The sequence below is a fragment of the Pseudomonas sp. USTB-Z genome (assembly GCF_019691255.1).
Taxonomy (GTDB): Bacteria; Pseudomonadota; Gammaproteobacteria; order Pseudomonadales; family Pseudomonadaceae; genus Aquipseudomonas; species Aquipseudomonas alloputida.
This window is the reverse complement of record NZ_JAECZP010000001.1, coordinates 125,238-146,789: the sequence shown is the minus strand read 5'-3', so window position 1 is coordinate 146,789 and position 21,552 is coordinate 125,238. Positions and strand designations below refer to the sequence as shown.

Sequence of the window (21,552 nt, the reverse complement as noted above, 5' to 3'; positions counted from 1 at the left end):
TAAACCCGCCCCTACAAGGGATCGCGGCAACTTTCATTTCGAGCGTTTCAGTAGCTGTCTTCTGCCAGGCTGGCGATGATCGAGCGGTAGCTGTTCATGCGCTGTGGCTTGATGCGCCCCTCTTCCAGTGCCTTGAGCAGCGCGCAGCCCGGTTCGCGGTCATGCTTGCAGTCGCGGAAGCGGCAGGTGCCGAACAGGTCGCGGAACTCGATGAAGCCATCCTCCACGTCGTCGCGGCTGACATGGCCAAGGCCGAACTCGCGGATACCCGGCGAGTCGATCAGGTCCCCGCCATTGGGGAAGTGGTAAAGCCGCGCCGTGGTGGTGGTGTGAGTACCCTGGCCTGACCATTCCGACAAGTCGCCGACGCGGGTGCCCGCGTCTGGCAGCAGGCTGTTGACCAGCGACGACTTGCCCACCCCCGACTGGCCGACGAACACGCTGATATGGCCGTCGAGTTGTTGTTGCAGGCGCTGCATGCCATCGCCGTGGTGTGCCGAAACTTCCAGCAGCGGGTAGCCCAGTTCGCGGTAGACCTCCAGCAGCGCATGCAGGCCGGGGCCGTTCTCGTCGTTGATCAGGTCGGCTTTGTTCAGCAGCAGCAGCGGGCGCAGGCCGGCGTGCTCGGCCGCTACCAGATAGCGGTCGATCAGGTTCGGGTGCGGCTCCGGCGCCGGGGCGAACACGATCACGATCAGGTCGACGTTGGCTGCCACCGGCTTGAGTTGACCATGGTTGTTCGGCCGGCACAGCTCGGTGCTGCGCGGCATCTGCGCCACGATTACGCCGATGCCCTGGTTACCCGCACGCCACACGACACGGTCGCCGGTGACCAGTGCTGGCAGGTTTGCGCGCAAATGGCAGCGGAACACCTGGCCTGCGGTTTCGCCATCCTGAGCTTCAACTTCTACCTGCACGCCGAAGTGCGCGATCACCAGGCCCAGTTGCTCAGGCCCCAGGTCGCCACCTTCCAGTTCCTGCAGTGCATGCTGCTCGCGTTTGGCCGCGCGAGCGGCGCGCTCGCCCTGGATTTTTTCGATCCGCCAGTTTTGGCGGCGATTGAGCTGGCGTTTGGCCATGAAGGTACCGTAAGAGAGGCCCGGCGTGGGGCATTGAAAACGGCAGGCAGTTTAGCACGCCAGCCGCTGGACTATTCTGCTCACCTTTGTGCCGTGAATGGGCGTGCCTTGGCCACTAGGCTAATATGACCGCCTATATGAGGAGCCCCTGCATGCAAAACCCACAGAACCTGATCTGGATCGACCTGGAAATGACCGGCCTGGATCCGGACAGCGACGTCATCATCGAAATGGCCACCATCGTCACCGACAGCGAGCTCAATACCTTGGCCGAAGGCCCGGTAATCGCCATCCACCACAGTGACGAAGTGCTGGCGCGCATGGACGAGTGGAACACCCGCACCCATGGCGCTTCGGGGCTGACCCAGCGCGTACGCGAGAGCAAGGTCAGCATGGCCGAAGCCGAGGCACAGACCATCGCCTTCCTCGAGCAGTGGGTGCCTAAGGGCAAGTCGCCGATCTGCGGCAACAGCATCTGCCAGGATCGTCGTTTCCTCTATCGCCACATGCGCAACCTGGAAAACTACTTCCACTACCGCAACCTGGATGTCTCCACCCTCAAGGAACTGGCCGCGCGCTGGGCGCCGGACGTGCGTGACAGCTTCAAGAAGGGCAATACCCACCTGGCGCTGGACGATATCCGCGAATCGATCGCCGAACTGCGTCACTATCGCGAGCACTTCATCAAGCTGTGAGTCGAAACGGCGCAGATATTGTATCTGCGCCCCCTTTTGGTGCCTTGGGCAACTGGTTAGACTGCGCGCCTTTCCTGCACGGGCCCGCACCATGTTGTTGATGCTCTACCTTATCGCCATTACCGCCGAAGCCATGACTGGCGCGCTGTCTGCCGGGCGTCGCGGCATGGATTGGTTTGGCGTGGTGCTGATCGCCTGCGTCACTGCGCTTGGGGGCGGCTCGGTGCGTGATGTGCTGCTCGGGCACTACCCGCTGACCTGGGTGAAGCACCCTGAGTACCTGGTGCTGACCAGTTTTGCGGCGCTGCTGACCATTTTCATCGCGCCAATGATGCGCCGCCTTCGCTCGCTGTTCCTGGTGCTCGATGCCCTGGGGCTGGTGGCGTTTACCCTGATAGGTTGCATGACGGCGCTGGAGATGGGGCAGGGCATGCTGGTGGCGTCGATCAGCGGGGTGATCACCGGGGTGTTTGGCGGGATCCTGCGGGATATCTTCTGCAACGACATCCCGCTGGTGTTCCGCCGTGAGCTGTATGCCAGTGTGTCATTTGCGGCGGCCTGGTTCTATCTGGGATGCGTGTATTTCAAGGTGCCGGCGGAGCAGGCGATGTTGCTGACTCTGTTCGGCGGCTTCCTGGTGCGCCTGTTGGCGATACGCTTCCACTGGGAAATGCCCAAGTTCCACTACAACGACCAGCAGTGACGCAATTTACAAGCGCAACATGGCCCATGTGGGAGCGGGCGTGCCCGCGAACACCGGCGAAGCCGGTGCCATTCCCTGTGTTGCCTGCTTCGCGGGCGCGCCCGCTCCCACAAGGATGGCGCATGCTCTGAGGCTGGTCGCTATTGAGCTCCGTGTCGGGCCAGCGCCCACTCCACATGCTCGCGCACCAATTCCGATTCATCGTCACGCCTGGCCTTCAGCGCCTCGATCACCGGAATCGTGGAGGGCGCATTGCCCAATCCCACCGCCAGGTTGCGCAAGAACCGCTCGTACCCCGCACGCCGCAAAGGCCCGCCCTCGGTCTTGCGCAGGAAGGTGCGTTCATCCCACAGGAACATCGCCGCCAGGTCGGTATTTTCCAGCCCGTGCCGTGGCTGGAAGTCCTGCTCCTGGCTGTGCTTGGCAAAACGGTTCCAGGGGCAGACGATCTGGCAGTCGTCGCAACCGAACACCCGGTTGCCCATCTTTGCGCGTAACTCGACAGGGATCGCGCCCCTCAGCTCGATGGTCAGGTATGAGATGCAGCGTCGCGCATCCAGCACATAGGGCCCGACAAACGCTTGTGTCGGGCAGATGTCCAGGCAGGCCTGGCAACGCCCGCAGTGCTCGCTGGTGGTGGCTTCGTCCACCGGCAACGGCAGGTCGACGAACAGTTCGGCAAGGAAGAAGTAGCTCCCCGCCTTGCGGTTGAGCAATAGCGTGTTCTTGCCGATCCAGCCCAGCCCAGCCTGTTCGGCCAGGGCTTTTTCCAGTACCGGGGCGCTGTCCACGAAGGCGCGGTAGCCGAACGGGCCGATGGCTTCCTGGATGCGGTCGGCGAGGAACTGCACGCGCTTGCGCACCAGCTTGTGGTAGTCCCGGCCAAGCGCGTAGCGTGACACGTAGGCCTTCTCGGGCTGGGCAAGGCGCTGCGCCATCTGCGTGTCGCCGGGTAGGTAGTCCATACGTAGCGAGACCACGCGTACCGTGCCGGGGATCAGCTGGTCGGGATGTGACCTTTTGCTGCCGTGGGCGCCCAGGTATTCCATTTCACCCTGATAACCGGCGTCGAGCCAACGCTGCAGGTGGTGTTCGTGTTCGCCAAGGTCGACCCCGGCGATGCCAACATGGGCAAAACCGAGTTCCTGGCCCCAAATCTTGATCGATTGGGCCAGTTGGGCGAGGTCAGGTGTAGAGGCGGACATGGATGGGCAAGGCAATACGGGCTCAGGTGCGTATAATTCTGCCAGACATTGGAGCCTTTGACCCCATGCCGCAGACCAAACACCCCAGTAATGCCCCACAATTGCTCAGCAGCGTGACGGTTGCCCGCCTGCCGGCGCGGCAGGCGCATGCCCACAAAGGCGACTTTGGCCATGTACTGGTGGTCGGTGGCGACCTGGGTACCGGAGGCGCTGTGTTGCTCAGTGCCGAAGCCGCCCTGCGTTGCGGCGCCGGGCTGGTCAGCGTGGCAACCCGGCCCGAGCACGTGTCGGCCAGCCTGGCGCGCCTGCCCGAGGTCATGTGCCTGGGTGTCCGTTCGGCCAACCAACTGATGGGTGTGCTGGAGCGCGCCTCCGTCCTGGTGGTCGGGCCCGGCCTGGGGCAGGCGGCGTGGGGCTGTAGCCTGTTGTCGGCGGTGGCCAACGCCGAGCGGCCGCAAGTGTGGGATGCCGATGCCTTGAATTTGCTGGCGCGAACCCCGCTGGCCCTGCCCAGTGGCAGCATCCTTACTCCGCACCCGGGGGAGGCGGCGCGGCTGCTGGGCATTGCCACTGAGGCCGTGCAGGCCGACCGCCCTGGTGCTGCGCGCAAGCTGGCGCGCCGTTATAACAGCGTCTGTGTACTCAAAGGTGCCGGCACCCTGGTGGCAGCCCCGAGCGGGCAGCTGGCGTTGTGCGAGCGCGGGCACCCGGCGATGGCCGGCGCCGGCCTGGGCGATGTGCTGACTGGCGTGCTGGCAGCCCTGTTGGCCCAAGGCCTGGATGCCTGGGGCGCAGCCTGTCTGGGGGTGTGGCTGCACGCCTGTGCCGGCGAGCGCCTTGGGAAAAAAGGTAGAGGCTTGGCGGCCAGTGATCTGGCGCCGGTCATTCGTGAGTTGTTGGAGGAGCATTCTGCGTGTCTGGCTTAAATCTGTTTCTGGCCGATGAAGAGGCCACGGTCAAATTCGGTGCAGCGCTGGCCGAGGTGACCGGCGGTCGCGGCGTGATTTTCCTCGAGGGCGACCTGGGCGCGGGTAAAACAACCCTGTCGCGTGGCCTGATCCGCGGTCTGGGCCATACTGGGGCTGTGAAAAGCCCGACGTTCACCGTGGTCGAACCCTATGAAATCGGCGAGGTCCGAGCCTTTCACTTCGACCTGTATCGCCTGGTCGACCCGGAGGAGCTTGAGTTCATGGGCATTCGTGACTATTTCGAGGGCGACCCGCTGTGCCTGTTCGAATGGCCACAAAAGGGTGCGGGCGTTTTGCCAAAGCCTGACCTGACCATTACCATAAGCCCCCAAGCGAGTGGACGCTCGCTGAACCTTTCGCCGCAGGGGGCTCGCGGCGAGGCCTGGTGCGTGGCACTGGCCGAACACTATAAACAGTAAGTGGGGTAGGTATGCGCATACGCGCACTGGTCGCCATCGTTGGGCTGCTGCTGACAACGGTGACCGTTGAGGCTCTGGCCGTCACTCAAGTCAAGAGCATGCGCCTGTGGCGCGCACCGGACAACACGCGGCTGGTCTTCGACCTGTCTGGCCCCGTGCAGCACAGTGTCTTCACCCTGAGCGCACCCGATCGCCTGGTCATCGACATCAATGGCGCAACACTGGCCGCGCCACTGAATGTGGCCACCTCCAACACGCCGATAAGCAGTGTGCGTTCGGCTCAGCGTACGCCAACCGACCTTCGGGTTGTGGTCGACCTGAAAAAGTCGGTTACCCCGAAAAGCTTCACCCTGGCGCCCAACGCACAGTACGGCAACCGCTTGGTGGTCGACCTGTATGACCAGGAGGCTGACGCTATCGCGGCCAGCACGCCGCCACCTGCGCCGGCCCCGGTACAAACGCCTGCGACAACGCCCGCGGTGCCAGTGACGCCGACCCAGCCGGCGATCAAGCTGCCACCGGTACCCAGTGGCAAGCGTGACATCGTGGTTGCCATCGATGCCGGGCACGGCGGCGAAGACCCTGGCGCTTCCGGCTCGCGTGGCCAGCACGAAAAAGACATCGTGTTGCAGATCGCCAAGGAGCTGCAGCGTCAGATCAACAGCGAAAAAGGTTTCCGTGCAGAGCTGACCCGCACCGGTGATTACTTCATTCCGCTGCGCAAGCGTACGGAAATCGCCCGCAAGAAAGGCGCCGACCTGTTCATTTCGATTCACGCCGACGCGGCCCCGTCGCGCGCAGCCTTTGGCGCCTCGGTGTTCGCCCTGTCCGATCGTGGCGCCACCTCCGAGACGGCGCGCTGGCTGGCCGACACGGAAAACCGTTCTGACCTGATCGGTGGTGCGGGTAATGTCAGCCTCGACGACAAGGACCGCATGCTCGCGGGCGTGCTGCTTGATCTGTCGATGACCGCTACGCTCAGCTCCAGCCTCAACGTGGGGCAAAAGGTATTGGGCAACATGGGGCGTGTCACTTCGTTGCACAAGCAGCGTGTGGAGCAGGCCGGGTTCATGGTGCTGAAGTCGCCGGATATTCCGTCGATCCTCGTTGAAACCGGGTTCATCTCGAACAACAACGAAGCAGCCAAACTGGCCTCCTCCAGCCACCAGCAGGCGCTGGCCCGGTCGATCCGCACTGGGGTGCACCAGTACTTCCAGCAGAACCCGCCACCTGGCACCTACATCGCCTGGCTGCGTGACACCGGCAAGATCGCCGCCGGCCCGCGTGAACACACCGTGCGCCCTGGCGAAACCCTGGCAATGCTCGCCGTGCGTTACCAGGTTAGCGTGGCCAGCCTGCGCAGCATCAACAGCCTTAAGACCGATGAGCTGAAGGTTGGCCAGCGCCTCGATGTACCCGCCACAACCTTGGCCGCGCAATGATGAGTGGCGGTTCGCGAATTCAGCTGCTCAGCCCGCGGCTGGCCAACCAGATTGCCGCCGGCGAGGTTGTCGAGCGGCCGGCGTCTGTAGCCAAGGAACTGCTGGAAAACAGCCTGGACTCCGGTGCCCGGCGCATCGATATCGAAGTCGAGCAGGGCGGCGTCAAACTGCTGAAGGTGCGGGACGATGGCAGCGGTATTTCTGCCGACGACCTGCCGCTGGCCCTGGCCCGACACGCCACCAGCAAGATCCGCGAGCTGGAAGACCTTGAAGGGGTATTGAGCCTGGGCTTCCGTGGCGAGGCCTTGGCCTCGATCAGTTCGGTGGCGCGCCTGACCCTGACCTCGCGTACCGCCAGTGCCAGTGAGGCCTGGCAAGTAGAAACCGAAGGCCGTGACATGACGCCGCGCGTGCAGCCGGCGGCGCACCCGGTCGGTACCTCGGTGGAAGTGCGCGATTTGTTCTTCAATACCCCGGCCAGGCGCAAGTTCCTCAAAGCCGAGAAAACCGAATTCGATCACTTGCAGGAAGTGATCCGGCGGCTGGCGCTGGCCCGTTTCGATGTCGGCTTCCACCTGCGCCACAATGGCAAGAGCATCCTCAGCCTGCACGAGGCCCACGACGAAACCGCCCGTGCACGGCGGGTGGGTGCCATCTGCGGCCCGGGCTTCATGGAGCAGGCACTGCCGATCGACGTCGAGCGCAACGGCCTGCGCCTTTGGGGCTGGGTCGGCTTGCCGACGTTCTCGCGCAGCCAGGCAGACCTGCAGTACTTCTTCGTCAATGGCCGGGCAGTGCGCGATAAACTGGTCGCCCATGCCGTGCGTCAGGCCTACCGGGACGTGCTGTTCAACGGCCGCCACCCCACGTTCGTGCTGTTCCTGGAGCTGGAGCCCAACGGCGTCGATGTGAACGTGCACCCTACCAAGCATGAAGTGCGATTCCGTGAAGGGCGCTCGGTGCATGACTTCCTGTATGGCACCTTGCACCGTGCCTTGGCCGATGTACGTCCGGAAGACCAGCTGGCCGCGCCTGCTGCCGTACCTGAGCTGGTTCGTCCCACGGGCCAGCAGGCCGGTGAGTTCGGGCCCCAGGGTGAAATGCGCCTGGCCTCGCCGGTGCTTGAACAGCCTCGAGCCCCGCAACAGTCGTTTTCCAATGGTGGCAGTGGCGCCGGTTACCAGTATCAATACACCCCACGTCCCTCACAGCCGCTGCCGGCCGCAGAGGCACAGGCGGTGTACCGCGAGTTCTATAAGCCGCTGGACACCGGTGCTGCGCCTGCGACGGCACTGCCCGAAAGCCAAGGCGACATTCCCCCGCTAGGCTATGCCCTGGCGCAGCTCAAGGGTATCTACATCCTGGCCGAGAACGCTGTTGGCCTGGTGCTGGTGGACATGCACGCTGCCCACGAGCGGATAATGTACGAGCGCCTCAAGGTGGCCATGGCCAGCGAGGGCCTGAGTGGCCAGCCGCTGCTGGTGCCGGAGACCCTGGCCCTTAGCCAGCGTGAAGCCGACTGTGCCGAAGAGCATGCACAGTGGTTTCAGCGGCTGGGCTTCGAATTGCAGCGCCTGGGCCCTGAGACCCTGGCGATTCGCCAGATCCCGGCCTTGCTCAAGCAGGCTGAAGCCAACCGCCTGGTGCAGGACGTGCTTGCCGACCTTATGGAGTACGGCACCAGTGATCGCATTCAGGCGCATCTCAACGAACTGCTCGGTACCATGGCCTGCCACGGTGCCGTGCGCGCCAACCGGCGCCTGGCAATTCCCGAGATGAACGCCCTGCTGCGCGACATGGAAAACACCGAGCGCAGCGGCCAGTGCAACCATGGCCGTCCTACCTGGACTCAGATGGGCCTGGACGATCTGGACAAACTTTTCCTGCGCGGTCGATGAAATGAGCGGCAAGCCCCCTGCAATATTCCTGATGGGTCCGACGGCGGCCGGCAAGACCGACCTTGCCATCGAACTGACCACGGTGCTGCCGTGTGAACTGATCAGCGTCGATTCGGCACTTGTGTACCGTGGCATGGATATCGGTTCGGCCAAGCCGTCGAAAGAAGTCCTCGCTGCCCACCCGCACCGGCTGATCGACATTCGCGACCCGGCCCAGAGCTATTCCGCCGCGCAGTTCCGTACCGACGCCCTGGAGGCCATGGCCGAGATCATCGCGCGCGGCAAGATCCCGCTGCTGGTCGGCGGCACCATGCTCTATTACAAGGCGTTGATCGATGGCCTGGCCGATATGCCGGCCGCCGATGCGACGGTGCGCGCCGAGCTGGAAGCGCAGGCTGAAGCCCTGGGCCTGGCCGAGCTGCACCGCCAGTTGGCCGAAGTCGACCCGGAGTCCGCGGCACGTATCCACCCCAATGACCCGCAGCGGTTGATCCGGGCCTTGGAGGTGTACCGGGTGAGCGGCGAGAGCATGACAGCTCATCGTCGGCGTCAATTCGCGGAAAGTCGCGGCGCAGACGCAGGCGCCGGCGGACATTTGCCCTATACTGTCGCCAGTTTGGCGATTGCTCCTACAGATCGTCACATTTTGCATCAGCGAATTGCGTTACGATTTTCGCAGATGCTGGAACAGGGCTTCGTTGATGAGGTCCGATCGCTGCGAGCCAGAAGTGACTTGCACGCCGGGCTGCCGTCTATACGGGCAGTGGGTTATCGGCAAGTGTGGGATTACCTGGATGGCAAGCTGACTGAGAATGAGATGCGTGAACGCGGTATCATTGCTACCCGGCAGCTGGCCAAGCGGCAGTTCACCTGGTTGCGTGGCTGGCCTGACGTGCACTGGCTTGACAGCCTGGCCTGCGACAATCTGTCCCGCACCTTGAAATACCTTGGGGCCATCTCCATATTGAGCTGAGTCCCTGCTGATTGCCGTCTATTCTTGCGAAGGGGCGGCCTAATTTATGGTTTTTATTGATTTTCTATTATTTATCCTTACAGGAGTGCGGCATATGTCAAAAGGGCATTCGCTACAAGACCCTTACTTGAACACCTTGAGAAAAGAAAAGGTCCCGGTATCCATTTACCTGGTCAACGGTATCAAACTGCAGGGCTCGATCGAATCGTTCGACCAGTTCGTGGTATTGCTGAAGAACACCGTCAGCCAGATGGTCTACAAGCACGCCATCTCGACCGTAGTTCCGGCCCGTCCGGTCCGCCTGCCAAGCCCGACCGACAGCGAGCACGGCGACAGCGAGCCAGGCAACGCCTGATAGGAGCCTGCATTGTTCTTTGAGCGCCACGGTGGTGGTGAGCGGGCGTTGCTCGTTCACTTGGAAGGTCAGAACCCTGAGGCGCGCGAAGACCCGCAGGAGTTTCAGGAGTTGGCATTGTCGGCCGGTGCCGACATCGTCTCGCTGGTCACGGTGACAAGGCATCAGCCTTCCGCCAAATACCTGATTGGCAGTGGCAAGGTCGAAGAGTTGCACGACCTGGTCCATGCCGAACAGGTAGACCTGGTGATTTTCAATCACACCCTCACGCCCAGTCAGGAGCGCAACCTTGAACGTGTGTTCGAGTGTCGTGTGCTCGACCGTACCGGGCTGATCCTCGATATCTTCGCCCAACGGGCGCGTACCCATGAAGGCAAGCTGCAGGTCGAACTGGCCCAGCTGGAGCACATGAGCACGCGGCTGGTGCGCGGCTGGACTCACCTTGAGCGACAAAAAGGTGGTATCGGCCTGCGCGGCCCGGGTGAAACCCAGCTGGAAACCGACCGCCGCCTGTTGCGGGTGCGTATACGCCAGATCAAGTCACGCCTGGAGAAAGTGCGCAGCCAGCGTGAGCAGGCGCGTCGCGGGCGCAAGCGCGCGGATATCCCCTCGGTGTCGCTGGTGGGTTATACCAACGCCGGCAAGTCCACGCTGTTCAACGCCCTGACCGAATCCGAGGTGTATGCCGCGGACCAGTTGTTCGCCACCCTCGACCCGACCCTGCGCCGGCTCGAGCTCAACGACCTGGGGCCGATCGTGCTGGCCGACACCGTAGGCTTCATTCGCCACCTGCCGCACAAGCTGGTCGAGGCATTTCGGGCTACGCTCGAAGAGTCGAGCAACTCCGACCTGCTGCTGCATGTGATCGACGCCCATGAGCCAGAGCGCATGGAGCAGATCGAGCAGGTGCTGGCGGTGTTGGGTGAGATTGGTGCCGAGGGGTTGCCGATCCTGGAGGTGTACAACAAACTCGACTTGCTCGAAGATGTCGAGCCACAGATCCAGCGCAATGCCGATGGCAAGCCGGAACGGGTCTGGGTATCGGCACGCGATGGGCGTGGCCTGGAGCTGGTTGGCCAGGCGGTTGCCGAGTTGCTGGGGGATGATCTGTTTGTCGGTACCCTGTGCCTGGAGCAGCGTTTTGCCCGCTTGCGCGCGCAATTCTTTGCCTTGGGTGCCGTGCAGAGTGAAGAGCATGATGAAGAAGGGCGCAGCCTGCTGAGCGTGCGACTGCCCATGGTCGAACTGAATCGCCTGGTCAGCCGCGAAGGCATGGAGCCGCAAGTGTTTGTCCAGCAACACACTTTGCAATAAATGCTCGTCGAGGTCGCCGGGCAGCAGTGACAGGCATTCTGTAGCATTGGACGGCGCGCCGTGGGCGCGTCTTTGCTTTATCAGATGGAGAGCGCTATGGCTTGGAACGAGCCGGGTGGCAACTCGAACAATCAGGATCCCTGGGGCGGCCGCCGCGGTGGCGGTGGCGGCGGTGGTGACAAGAAAGGTCCACCGGATCTGGACGAGGCCTTCCGCAAACTGCAGGACAGCCTGAATGGCATGTTCGGCGGCAGCAAGAAACGTGGCGGCGGTGATCGCAATGTCGGCAAGGGCGGTGGCCTGGGCCTGCTGGGCATCGGCCTGGCGGTGCTGGCTGCAATCTGGCTGTACAGCGCCGTGTATGTGGTCGACGAGCAGGAGCAGGCGGTTGTGCTGCGCTTCGGCAAGTACTATGAGACGGTCGGTCCCGGCCTGAACATCTACTTCCCGCCGATTGATCGCAAGTACATGGAAAACGTCACGCGTGAGCGTGCCTACACCAAGCAGGGCCAGATGCTGACCGAAGACGAGAACATCGTCGAGGTGCCGCTGACCGTCCAGTACAAGATCAGCAACCTGCAGGACTTCGTGCTCAACGTCGACCAGCCTGAGGTGAGCTTGCAGCACGCGACCGACAGCGCCCTGCGCCACGTGGTGGGTTCCACTTCGATGGACCAGGTGTTGACCGAAGGTCGTGAGCAGATGGCCGTGGATATCCGCGAACGCCTGCAGCGCTTCCTCGACAACTACCGCACCGGTATCACCGTTACCCAGGTCAACGTACAGAGCGCGGCAGCCCCGCGTGAAGTGCAGGAAGCCTTCGACGACGTGATCCGCGCCCGCGAAGACGAGCAGCGTGCCCGCAACCAGGCCGAGTCCTATGCCAATGGCGTGGTGCCGGAAGCCCGTGGTCAGGCCCAGCGCATCATCGAGGATGCCAATGGTTACCGCGACGAAGTCATTGCCCGCGCCAAGGGTGAGGCAGACCGCTTCACCAAGCTGCTTGCCGAGTACCGCAAGGCACCTGACGTAACCCGTGAGCGTCTGTATCTGGAGACCATGCAAGAGGTCTACAGCAACTCGAGCAAGGTCATGGTGGCAACCAAGGACGGGCAGAGCAACCTGCTCTACCTGCCGCTGGACAAGATGGTCGAAGGCAGCCGCAAGCCGTCCGTGCCAACCACCAGCGCGTCGCCATCGGCTAACGATGCGGCCGCTCGTGCCGCGCAGGACATGCAACAGCAACAGCAGCCGCTGCGTACTAGGGAGAGCCGCTGATGAGCAATAGATCGCTGATCGCCCTGATCGCCGCCGTGGTCCTGGCCATTGTGGCCTGGAACAGCTTCTACATCGTGTCCCAGACCGAGCGGGCGGTACTGCTGCGTTTCGGTAAGGTGGTCCAGGCGGATGTTCAGCCAGGCCTGCACGTGAAGATTCCGTACGTGAACCAGGTGCGCAGGTTCGACGCTAGGCTGATGACACTCGACGCGCCTACCCAGCGGTTCCTGACCCTGGAAAAGAAAGCGGTGATGGTCGACGCCTACGCCAAGTGGCGCGTCAAGGACGCTGAACGCTTCTACACCGCCACGTCCGGCATGAAGCAGATCGCCGACGAGCGTCTGTCGCGTCGTCTGGAAAGTGGCCTGCGCGACCAGTTCGGTAAACGTACCCTGCACGAAGTGGTTTCCGGTGAACGTGATGCACTGATGGCTGACATCACTGCATCGCTGAACCGCATGGCGAGCAAGGAACTGGGCATCGAGGTGGTCGACGTGCGCGTCAAGGCCATCGACCTGCCGAAGGAAGTCAACCGCAGCGTGTTCGACCGCATGAGCACCGAGCGTGAGCGTGAAGCCCGCGAGCACCGTGCCAAGGGTAACGAGCTGGCTGAGGGTATCCGTGCCGATGCCGACCGTCAGCGCCGTGTGCTGCTGGCCGAGGCTTATCGCGAAGCAGAAGAAACCCGTGGTGATGGCGATGCCCAAGCGGCCGCTATCTATGCCAAGGCTTACAGCCAGGACGCTGATTTCTATGCGTTCCACCGTAGCCTGCAGGCATACCGCGAGAGCTTCTCGAGCAAGAGCGACGTGATGGTCCTGGACCCGAAGAACGAATTCTTCCGTTACCTGGACAAGAGCAGACCGTGATGCTCAGGCCCTGATTTTCATGCAGCGGCACCCCGCCTGGCAGCTAATGCACCAGGCGGGGTGCATCCTGAATGAAAAGGGGTGTATGATGAGGCAGCCGGGAAATTTCCCGGCTTTTTTGCGTCTGCAAGGTTGATTGGCACAGCGCCGGTTGACAGTTTGGTCAGCTCGCAAGGCAATTTGAGGGTGTCGGGTACGGTGGCTGCGCTGGGATCAGTGCTGCCCGCTGCTGTGCGCGATACCGGCTTTTCTGACGGTTTGCCTGCTGGCAAGCCGCCCGGACCAGAGGGGAAATGGCGTAATGGCAACGGTAGACCGCTGGCTGCTGCCAGATGGCATCGAGGAAGTACTGCCACCTGAGGCTGCGCGCATCGAGATCGCGCGCCGCCAGGTGTTGGACCTGTTCCAGAGTTGGGGCTACGAACTGGTCGTCACCCCGCATATCGAGTACCTGGAGTCGCTGCTTACCGGCGCCGGCCAGGACCTGGATCAGCGCACCTTCAAGGTAGTGGACCCGCAGTCCGGCCGCCTGATGGGCTTCCGCGCCGACTTCACCCCGCAGGTAGCGCGTATCGATGCGCACACACTGCGCCGTGAGGGCCCGAGCCGCCTGTGCTATGCCGGCAGCGTGCTGCACGCCCAGCCGCGTGCCCTGTCCACCTCGCGCAGCCCGATCCAGCTGGGTGCCGAGCTGTACGGCGATGCCAGCCCTACCAGCGACGTCGAAGTCATCAGCCTGATGCTCGCCACGCTACAACTGGCCGATGTGCCGGATGTGCACATGGACCTGGGCCACGTCGGTATTTACCGCGGCCTGGCCCGTGCCGCCGGCCTGTCTGGCGCGGTCGAACAGCAGCTGTTCGACGCCATGCAACGCAAGGCTGTCGATGAAGTGCAGGCGCTGACCGCCGACCTGCCGAAAGACCTGGGCAGCATGCTGCGCGCCCTGGTCGAGCTGTGCGGTGGTCGTGAAGTACTGGCTGAAGCCCGCGTGCGCCTCGGTCGCGCCCCGGCCAGCGTGCTGGCGGCGCTGGACGACCTGCTGGCGATCGCTGATCGCCTGGCGTCGCGCTACCCGGACCTGCCGCTGTACTTCGACCTCGGCGAGCTGCGTGGTTACCACTATCACACGGGCGTGGTGTTCGCCGTGTTCGTGCCAGGCGAAGGCCAATCGATCGCCCAGGGCGGGCGCTACGACGATATCGGCGCCGACTTTGGCCGGGCGCGCCCGGCCACTGGTTTCTCCACGGATTTGAAGACCCTGGTCACACTGGGGCGAGCGGAGGTCGTATTGCCAACTGGCGGCATCTGGATGCCGGACAGTGGCGATGCGGCCCTCTGGCAGCAAGTCTGCCAGTTGCGCAACGAGGGCCAGCGTGTGGTTCAGGCTCTGCCTGGCCAGCCGTTGAGTGCTGCTCTCGAGGCGGATTGTGATCGGCAATTGATTCAGCAAGACGGGCGCTGGCAGGTTCTGCCGCTGGCCCAGTGAGTTTCTGCGTCGGCAACAGGCCGGCAACCAAGTTTGCGTGAATGAGGACCAATGTAATGGGTAAGAATGTCGTCGTCCTGGGCACCCAGTGGGGTGATGAGGGCAAAGGCAAGATCGTCGATCTGCTGACCGAACATGCTGCCGCCGTAGTGCGCTACCAGGGTGGCCACAATGCGGGTCACACCCTGGTGATCAACGGTGAAAAGACCGTTCTGCACCTGATTCCATCCGGCATCCTGCGTGAAGGCGTACAGTGCCTGATCGGTAACGGCGTGGTCGTTGCCCCGGATGCACTGATGCGTGAAATCACCAAGCTGGAAGAGAAAGGCGTACCGGTGCGCGAGCGCCTGCGCATTTCCCCGGCTGCGCCGCTGATCCTGTCGTACCATGTGGCCCTGGATCAGGCCCGCGAAAAAGCCCGTGGCGAAGCCAAGATCGGCACCACCGGCCGTGGTATCGGCCCAGCTTACGAAGACAAGGTGGCACGTCGCGGCCTGCGCGTGGGTGATCTGTTCCACCGCGAGCGTTTCGCCGCCAAGCTGGGTGAGCTGCTGGATTACCACAACTTCCAGCTGGTGAACTACTACAAAGAGCCAGCCATCGACTTCCAGCAGACGCTGGACGAGTGCATGGCTTACGCCGAACAGCTCAAGCCGATGATGCTCGACGTCACCGCCGAGCTGCACAACCTGCGCCGCGCCGGCAAGGACATCATGTTCGAAGGCGCCCAAGGCTCGCTGCTGGACATCGACCACGGTACCTACCCGTACGTCACCAGCTCCAACACCACGGCTGGCGGTATTTCCACCGGTTCCGGCGTCGGCCCGATGTACCTCGACTACATCCTCGGCATCACCAAGGCCTACACCACTCGCGTAGGTTCCGGTCCGTTCCCGACCGAACTGTTCGATGAGACTGGTGCTACCCTGGCCAAGCGTGGCCACGAGTTCGGTTCCACCACCGGCCGTGCCCGTCGTTGCGGCTGGTTCGATGCCGTGATCCTGCGTCGCGCCATCGACGTCAACAGCATCTCGGGCATCTGCCTGACCAAGCTGGACGTACTGGACGGCCTGGAAACCATCAACATCTGCGTTGGCTACAAGAACGAGAACGGTGCCGTCATCGACGCGCCTTCCGATGCCGACAGCTACATTGGCCTGGAGCCTGTGTACGAAGAGATGCCAGGCTGGAGCGAGTCGACTCTGGGTGTGAAAACCCTGGAAGAGCTGCCGCAAGCTGCGCGTGACTACATCAAGCGCATCGAAGAGCTGGTTGGCGCGCCGATCGACATCATTTCGACCGGCCCGGACCGCAACGAGACCATCGTGCTGCGTCATCCGTTCGCCTGATCTGCCCTCCAGGCTGATCTGACGCCGTGGCCCTGAGAAGGGCCGCGGCGTTTTCATTTGTGGGTATGCCGGGGCTGGCCAATCCACTGGCAATCCACCGTTGCCGCCGCTGCCGTATTCGCGGGTAAACCCGCTCCTACACTGGTTGGGTGTGGGCACACAACGGCGGTTGGGCGCAGGCCGTTGTAGGCGCGGGTTTACCCGCGAATGGGCCGGCACACGAAACCCCATTGCTAGACCTTGGCGCATTTCCCTGCTGCCTACGGCACAACCCTTGCTGTAAGAAGTTTCTGTAGATGCCATCAAAATAGTGGCGCCAGAAAACACGAGGGTTACACCGTGTCTGCCATCCTCTCACTGTTACGAAGCCGCCTCTTGCGGCCTGTGTTTGTTGCCCTTGGTATCGCTCTTTTGGTGCAGGTGCTGGTTGCCGTTGCGCTCACCCGAAGCACGGTCACTGCCCTGGAGGCTGACCTTGGCGAGCGACTGGGTAATGACAGTCGCCAACTCGCAAGCGATCTGGAGCAAGCCGGGCAAGATGTGCGCTCTGGGCTCGACGGCCTGTCCAGCAGTACCCGCCAGCGCCTGAGCGCAGGGTTGTCGGAGCGCCTGCAAAGCGAACAGCAGCAACTGCGCAGCACCCTGGAAAAGAACCTCAAGGACTCCGCCAACGACATGGCCGAACTGCTGGCTTCGGTTGCCCCGCGGGCGATCTGGGACAACGATGTGCCAGTGCTCTCCGACTTTGCCCGGCGTGCCCAGCGCAACCCCAACGTGCTGTTCGTGGTTTACGACGATGCACAGGGCCAGCACCTGACCCGTTACCTGAACCGGCAAAACCCGATCAACCAGGCTTTGATGGACAAGGGCCAGGGCGAGCGTGCGCTGGACAAGGTGATCAATGCCGCCCGACAAGACCCGGCGGTGTACTTTGTCGAAGCTTCGATCAACCCCAATGGCGCAGAAATCGGTAAGGTGGTGATGGGGGTTTCCACGGCGGGCATCGACCAGGAGCTCAAGGCCTTGGACCAGCGCTTCGCGGCGCTGATTGCCAGCGGTGAGCAACTGGTTGGCGACAGCCTGGTGGGTGCCGCAGCCGACAGCGGCAAAACCCTGCGTGAGCGCCTGGAGAAGGCGCAGGGCAGTGCTGCCGCCATGCAGGCCAATACCGCGCAAACTGTGCGCGATGCCGCTGCAGAGCTGCGCTGGCGTATCGGTCTGGGCCTGGTGCTGGTCGGCCTTGGGGTGCTGCTGGTGGTGGCCCTGGTACTTGGTCGACGGGTACTGAGCAAGCTGCGCCTGTTGATTACCGCCCTCGATGACCTGGCAGCCGGCGAAGGTGACTTGACCAAGCGCGTGCCGCTCGACAGCCGGGATGAAATCGGCGACATGGCCTCAGCAGTGAACCGCTTTGTCGACAAGTTGCAGCCGATTGTGCGCGAGGCGGGTGAAGTGGCGCAGCGCACCGGTGTCGAGATTGGCGCGATGGCCCAGCGTAATGCCGGTGCCGATGCTGCCGCCGCGTTGCAGCGCGACGAAGTAGCGGCGAGCCTGCGCGACCTGTCGAGCATGGCTGATGAAGCACAAGCCGAAAGTCATGCGATGCAGGCGGCGTTGCAGCAGGTGGTGGATATCCGCCAGGCCACGGATGAAAACAGCCGCACTTCGACCCAACTGGCGGGTTTGATCGAGAACCTGGCCGGGCAGGTGGATGCCGGCTCTCAGGTGATCGAGCGCTTGGCCAAGCAGAGCGAGCAGATCGAAGTGGTGCTGACGGTGATTCACGGGATTGCCGAACAGACCAACCTGCTGGCCCTGAATGCTGCCATCGAGGCAGCCCGTGCGGGTGAAACCGGGCGTGGTTTTGCCGTGGTGGCCGATGAGGTACGGGCACTGGCGAGCAAGACGCAAAGCTCTACGGGCGATATCCAGGCGCACATCGCAGCATTGCAGAAGGGCGCCAAGGAAGCTGTGGCCACCATCAGCCAGGCTGGGCTCAAGGCTAGCGAAGGCTTGCTGGTGCTGCGTGACAACGAGCGTCGGCAGCAGTCAGTGCAGGCGGCGGTGGAGCAGGTGCATGCGGCCATTGGCTTGGCCACCCGTGCGGCCGAGCAGCAGGCGAATGGCGCGCAGGCAGTGCGTGGGCGAGTGGAGACTATCCATGCTCAGGCTGAGCGTTCGGCTGAGGTGGTGATGCAGACCACGGCCAGTAGCAAGGTGCTGGATGATCTGGCGGCTCAGCTGCGCGCCAGCCTGGGCCAGTTCCGGGCCTGAGTCCTGCGCGGTCCTTTGTGGGAGCGGTGTTGCTATGCTGTCGGCGACACATGACAAAAGGAGTTGCTCATGTCCGCCCAACTAATCGCTGCCCAGGCCGACCTGAATTTCCTGCACAGTGACAGCGTACGGCTCACTGACCCGATGACCGCCCTGCAAGCCTACTGCGCCATGACCTCGGACGTCCCCGGCTGGCTGGCCCGGGCCTTCCGCATTCGCGACTTTATCTCACGCCGTTTCAATGTCGCCGATATCCACGGCTTCTCTCGCGGCGATCCAACGCATGTGCCAGCCGTCGGTGAGCGCCTGGACTTCTTCACTGTCGAGGCCATCAGCGACCAGCAACTGGTCCTGACCTCGCGTGATACGCACCTGGCTGTAATGGTGAGTGTGGATCTAGATGATCAGGGGGAGGGGTGTCAGCGCTTGGGCGTGACCACCTCGGTGCAGTGCTTCAACACCTTCGGCCGGCTTTACATGTTGCCGGTCGGCAAGGCCCATGGGCCAATTGTGCGGCGCATGCTGCGTAACATCTGATGGCCTGATCATCGGCGAGCCCCCACAGGTACAGCGCAGGCCCTGAGACCGGTGCTGTACCTGAGGGCAAACCCGCGAAGAAGTTCATGCCTTGTTCAGATACATCCGCGTAGTCAGCAAGTAAACCGGCAACCCCGACACCACGATCAGCAACGCAGCATAAGGCGCCGCTGCCGCGAACTCGACGTTGGCTGTGTGTGCCCACACCTCGGTGGCCAGGGTGGTCATGCCGGTCGGGCTGAGCAGCAGGGTAGCCGTCAGCTCTTTCATGGCATCCAGGAACACCAGCGCAAAGGCTGCCGCCATGGCCGGGAAGATGATCGGCAAGGTCACCCGGCAGAACGCGGCAAAGCTGCTCGCGCCTAGCGTGCGTGCGGCTTCTTCCAGCGTCGGCGAAGCCTTGTTCAGCGCGGTGCGCACCGGTGATTGCGCCAACGGCAGGAACAGCAGCGCATAGGCCAACAGCAGCAAGGCCGTGGTCTGGTACAGCGCCGGCACGTAGTGCAGGGCGAAGAACACCAACGTCAGGGCAATCACCAGGCCGGGCAGGGCGTGCAGCAGATAGGGTAGACGCTCAGCCCAAATCGCCAGGCGGCCTTTGTAGCGCACCACCAAAAAGCTGATAGGCAGAGCCAGCAGCACACAGAAGCCGGCACCGCCCAGCGACACCGACAGCGAGGTGAACAACGCCTTCGAGATGGCCGCCACCGGGAATGCCGCCGACGAACCCACGCTCAGCCAGTAACCGAGCATCGCCAGCGGAATGCCGCTGCCCAGCGCCGCCAGGCCCACGCAGAACAGTTGCGCCAGCACCGCCCAGCCGCGCAGCCGCACCGGTTGCGCACGTCGCGCTACGCCCTGGCCGATACGTACATGGCGGGCTTTGCCGCGCACCCGCAGTTCCAGCCACAGCATTGCCAAGCACATCGCCAGCAGCACGGCAGACAGCATGGCCGCGTTGGCGTTGCTGAACTCCAGTTCGAACTGCTGGTAGATCGCCGTGGTAAAGGTTTGCAGGCCGAGTATCGACAGCGCGCCAAACTCCACCAGCATATGCAGGGCAATCAGTAGCGCACCGCCGAGCATCGACGGCCACAGCAGCGGCAGGGTGACTTTGCTGAACACCCCCCAGCGGCTGCAACCCAGGGTGCGTGCCGACTCCTCCAGCGACGTGTCGAGGTTGCGCAGGGTCGCGGCAACGGGCAGGAACACCAGTGGGTATTTGGACAGGGCCATGACCATGATCGCGCCGCCCAGGCCTTCAAAGTCCGAACTTAGCGACACCCAGGTGAAGCTGCTGACGAACGACGGCACGGCGAATGGCAGGCACAGCACCACGCCCCACAACCGGCGGCCGGCCAGGTTGCTGCGCTCCAGCAGCCAGGCCAGTGCCAGGCCGACCACCATGCAGGTCAGTGTCACCCCGACCATCAGCATCAGGGTGTTGCGCATCAGCCCCCAGACAAAGGGCCGCCACAGCAGGTGCAAAGCTTCGCGCCAGCCGGCCTCCCAGGCTTTGATGGCGACATAAGCCAGTGGCAGCAAGCTCATTGCCACAAGGAACAGCACAGGCAGCACTACCCAGATGGAAGGGCGCTTGCGGCGCGGTACGAAGCGTACCGGCACCGGTTCGGACAGGGCGGCAGTCATCAGAGCAGGCCGACCTCACGCTCAAGTTCGATGGCTTCCTCGGCATTGCCCAGGTCAGCTGGCGAGATCTTCGGCGGGCGCAGTTCGTCGAACGGCTTCAGGCCGCGGTCAGAAACCATGCCCTTGTGCAGCGGGTACTCGGCGGTGGTCTGGGTGATCACGCGCTGGCCTTCTTCGCTGGCCATCCAGTTGAGCAGGGCCTGGGCTTCTTTCGGGTGTTTGCTGGCCTTGACCACGCCTGCGCCGGAGATAGTGACCAGGTTGCCAGCATCGCCGTCGGCCAGGTAATAGAGCTTGGTGTCCAGCTTGCCGCGTTCGCGTTCAAGCGCGTACCAGTAGTAGTTGTTCACCAGTACCGCAGCCACTTCACCTTTTTCCACGGCTTTCAGGGCGACCATGTTGTTGGTGTAGGTCTTGCCGAAGGCTTTCAGGCCGGTCAACCATTCTTCGGTGGCTTCACGCCCGTGCATCTTCAGAATGGCCACGGCCTGCTCCTGGAACGCACCGCTGGTAGGGACGTAGCCGACGCGGCCTTCCCACTCAGGGTTGGCGAAGTCCATCACCGTGGTTGGCAGGTCTTTCTCGTCGACTTTCTTGGGGTTGTACACCACGATGCGCGTACGGGCGGTGATACCCATCCAGGTGCCGTTGGCGCCAACGTACTCCTTGGGCATCATGTTCAACGTGGCGTCGTCAATCTTGGCCAGCAGGCCCAGCTCGCCCAGGTTGTTCAGGGGCGGGGACTCTTCGGTATAGATGATGTCGGCTGGCGAACGGTCGCCTTCCTCGATGATCTGGCTGGCCAGCTGGTTGCTGCTGCCTTTGCGGATGTCGATGTGAATGCCGGTCTTGGCCTCATAGGCCTTGGCAATGGCTTCGCCGATTTCCTTGTGCTGACCGTTGTACATGGTCAGCGTGACCGGTGCGTCTGCCATGGCGGCCGGAGCGCCGATGACCAGGCTCAGCACTGCGGCGGCCAGGGTACGCATCAGCGGTTGCGGGCGGATCGTCATGCGGGTACTTCCTCGCTTACGGCTACATATTTGGAAACAATG

Annotated in this window: 19 protein-coding genes; 15 read left to right on the top strand and 4 right to left on the bottom strand. The window is 63.0% G+C overall.

All coding sequences use genetic code 11. The annotated features are described in order from the left end of the window. Nucleotides 1-47: 47 nt before the first annotated feature. Complete coding sequence (rsgA, locus tag I8746_RS00700) at nt 48-1,079, bottom strand: small ribosomal subunit biogenesis GTPase RsgA (protein WP_003249512.1); 1,032 nt, start codon at nt 1,077-1,079, stop codon at nt 48-50. Between the two features lie 152 nt (nt 1,080-1,231). On the opposite strand from rsgA, the gene orn reads away from it, so the two are divergent. Together orn and I8746_RS00690 are read left to right on the top strand one after the other, a co-directional pair. Beyond that, nucleotides 1,232-1,774: an oligoribonuclease gene (gene orn, locus I8746_RS00695; RefSeq protein WP_003249514.1), complete on the top strand. Its 543-nt coding sequence runs from the start codon at nt 1,232-1,234 to the stop codon at nt 1,772-1,774. Nucleotides 1,775-1,865: 91 nt separating this feature from the next. Further along, nucleotides 1,866-2,477 carry a trimeric intracellular cation channel family protein gene (locus I8746_RS00690; RefSeq protein ID WP_003249516.1) on the top strand — a complete coding sequence of 204 codons (612 nt, stop codon included), beginning with the start codon at nt 1,866-1,868 and terminating at the stop codon, nt 2,475-2,477. A gap of 140 nt (nt 2,478-2,617) precedes the next feature. On the opposite strand, the gene queG is transcribed toward I8746_RS00690, so the two are convergent. After that, nucleotides 2,618-3,682, bottom strand: a complete 1,065-nt coding sequence (gene queG, locus I8746_RS00685) for a tRNA epoxyqueuosine(34) reductase QueG (RefSeq protein WP_014754621.1) — start codon at nt 3,680-3,682, stop codon at nt 2,618-2,620. A gap of 65 nt (nt 3,683-3,747) precedes the next feature. On the opposite strand from queG, the gene I8746_RS00680 reads away from it, so the two are divergent. From I8746_RS00680 to I8746_RS00620, 13 genes are all read left to right on the top strand, one after another. After that, nucleotides 3,748-4,608, top strand: coding sequence for an NAD(P)H-hydrate dehydratase (locus tag I8746_RS00680; protein WP_003249520.1), 861 nt, complete (start codon nt 3,748-3,750; stop codon nt 4,606-4,608). Further along, nucleotides 4,596-5,069: a tRNA (adenosine(37)-N6)-threonylcarbamoyltransferase complex ATPase subunit type 1 TsaE gene (gene tsaE, locus I8746_RS00675; RefSeq protein ID WP_003249523.1), complete on the top strand. Its 474-nt coding sequence runs from the start codon at nt 4,596-4,598 to the stop codon at nt 5,067-5,069. The genes I8746_RS00680 and tsaE overlap by 13 nt, the downstream gene beginning before the upstream one ends. Before the next feature lie 11 nt (nt 5,070-5,080). After that, nucleotides 5,081-6,511 carry an N-acetylmuramoyl-L-alanine amidase gene (locus I8746_RS00670; RefSeq protein WP_003249525.1) on the top strand — a complete coding sequence of 477 codons (1,431 nt, stop codon included), beginning with the start codon at nt 5,081-5,083 and terminating at the stop codon, nt 6,509-6,511. Beyond that, nucleotides 6,511-8,409, top strand: coding sequence for a DNA mismatch repair endonuclease MutL (gene mutL, locus I8746_RS00665; protein WP_003249528.1), 1,899 nt, complete (start codon nt 6,511-6,513; stop codon nt 8,407-8,409). The genes I8746_RS00670 and mutL overlap by 1 nt, the downstream gene beginning before the upstream one ends. A gap of 1 nt (nt 8,410) precedes the next feature. Then, entirely contained in the window at nt 8,411-9,382 is a 972-nt protein-coding gene (gene miaA, locus I8746_RS00660; protein ID WP_221099809.1) for a tRNA (adenosine(37)-N6)-dimethylallyltransferase MiaA, read from the top strand. A 94-nt stretch (nt 9,383-9,476) separates the two neighbouring features. Continuing rightward, entirely contained in the window at nt 9,477-9,737 is a 261-nt protein-coding gene (gene hfq / locus I8746_RS00655) for an RNA chaperone Hfq (protein WP_003249532.1), read from the top strand. Nucleotides 9,738-9,749: 12 nt separating this feature from the next. Next, the gene (gene hflX, locus I8746_RS00650) at nt 9,750-11,051 is read left to right on the top strand and encodes a ribosome rescue GTPase HflX (protein ID WP_003249534.1); all 1,302 of its coding nucleotides are present in this window, start codon (nt 9,750-9,752) and stop codon (nt 11,049-11,051) included. Between the two features lie 96 nt (nt 11,052-11,147). Further along, nucleotides 11,148-12,329, top strand: coding sequence for an FtsH protease activity modulator HflK (gene hflK / locus I8746_RS00645; protein WP_003249536.1), 1,182 nt, complete (start codon nt 11,148-11,150; stop codon nt 12,327-12,329). After that, on the top strand, nt 12,329-13,198 hold the full coding sequence (hflC, locus tag I8746_RS00640; RefSeq protein WP_003249538.1) for a protease modulator HflC: 870 nt from the start codon (nt 12,329-12,331) through the stop codon (nt 13,196-13,198). The genes hflK and hflC overlap by 1 nt, the downstream gene beginning before the upstream one ends. 301 nt (nt 13,199-13,499) lie before the next feature. Next, the gene (locus I8746_RS00635) at nt 13,500-14,687 is read left to right on the top strand and encodes an ATP phosphoribosyltransferase regulatory subunit (protein WP_010955481.1); all 1,188 of its coding nucleotides are present in this window, start codon (nt 13,500-13,502) and stop codon (nt 14,685-14,687) included. Between the two features lie 56 nt (nt 14,688-14,743). Then, a complete protein-coding gene (locus I8746_RS00630) occupies nt 14,744-16,036 on the top strand; it encodes an adenylosuccinate synthase (protein ID WP_003249542.1) in 1,293 nt (430 codons plus the stop codon). Nucleotides 16,037-16,375: 339 nt separating this feature from the next. Then, on the top strand, nt 16,376-18,310 hold the full coding sequence (locus I8746_RS00625; protein WP_012053860.1) for a methyl-accepting chemotaxis protein: 1,935 nt from the start codon (nt 16,376-16,378) through the stop codon (nt 18,308-18,310). A 69-nt stretch (nt 18,311-18,379) separates the two neighbouring features. Further along, nucleotides 18,380-18,847 carry a DUF2867 domain-containing protein gene (locus I8746_RS00620; protein WP_012053859.1) on the top strand — a complete coding sequence of 156 codons (468 nt, stop codon included), beginning with the start codon at nt 18,380-18,382 and terminating at the stop codon, nt 18,845-18,847. Nucleotides 18,848-18,931: 84 nt separating this feature from the next. On the opposite strand, the gene I8746_RS00615 is transcribed toward I8746_RS00620, so the two are convergent. Both I8746_RS00615 and I8746_RS00610 read right to left on the bottom strand, forming a co-directional pair. After that, nucleotides 18,932-20,497 carry an iron ABC transporter permease gene (locus I8746_RS00615; RefSeq protein WP_012053858.1) on the bottom strand — a complete coding sequence of 522 codons (1,566 nt, stop codon included), beginning with the start codon at nt 20,495-20,497 and terminating at the stop codon, nt 18,932-18,934. After that, nucleotides 20,497-21,510, bottom strand: a complete 1,014-nt coding sequence (locus tag I8746_RS00610; protein WP_003249550.1) for an extracellular solute-binding protein — start codon at nt 21,508-21,510, stop codon at nt 20,497-20,499. Before I8746_RS00610 ends, I8746_RS00615 begins: the two co-directional genes overlap by 1 nt. Nucleotides 21,511-21,552: the final 42 nt, after the last annotated feature.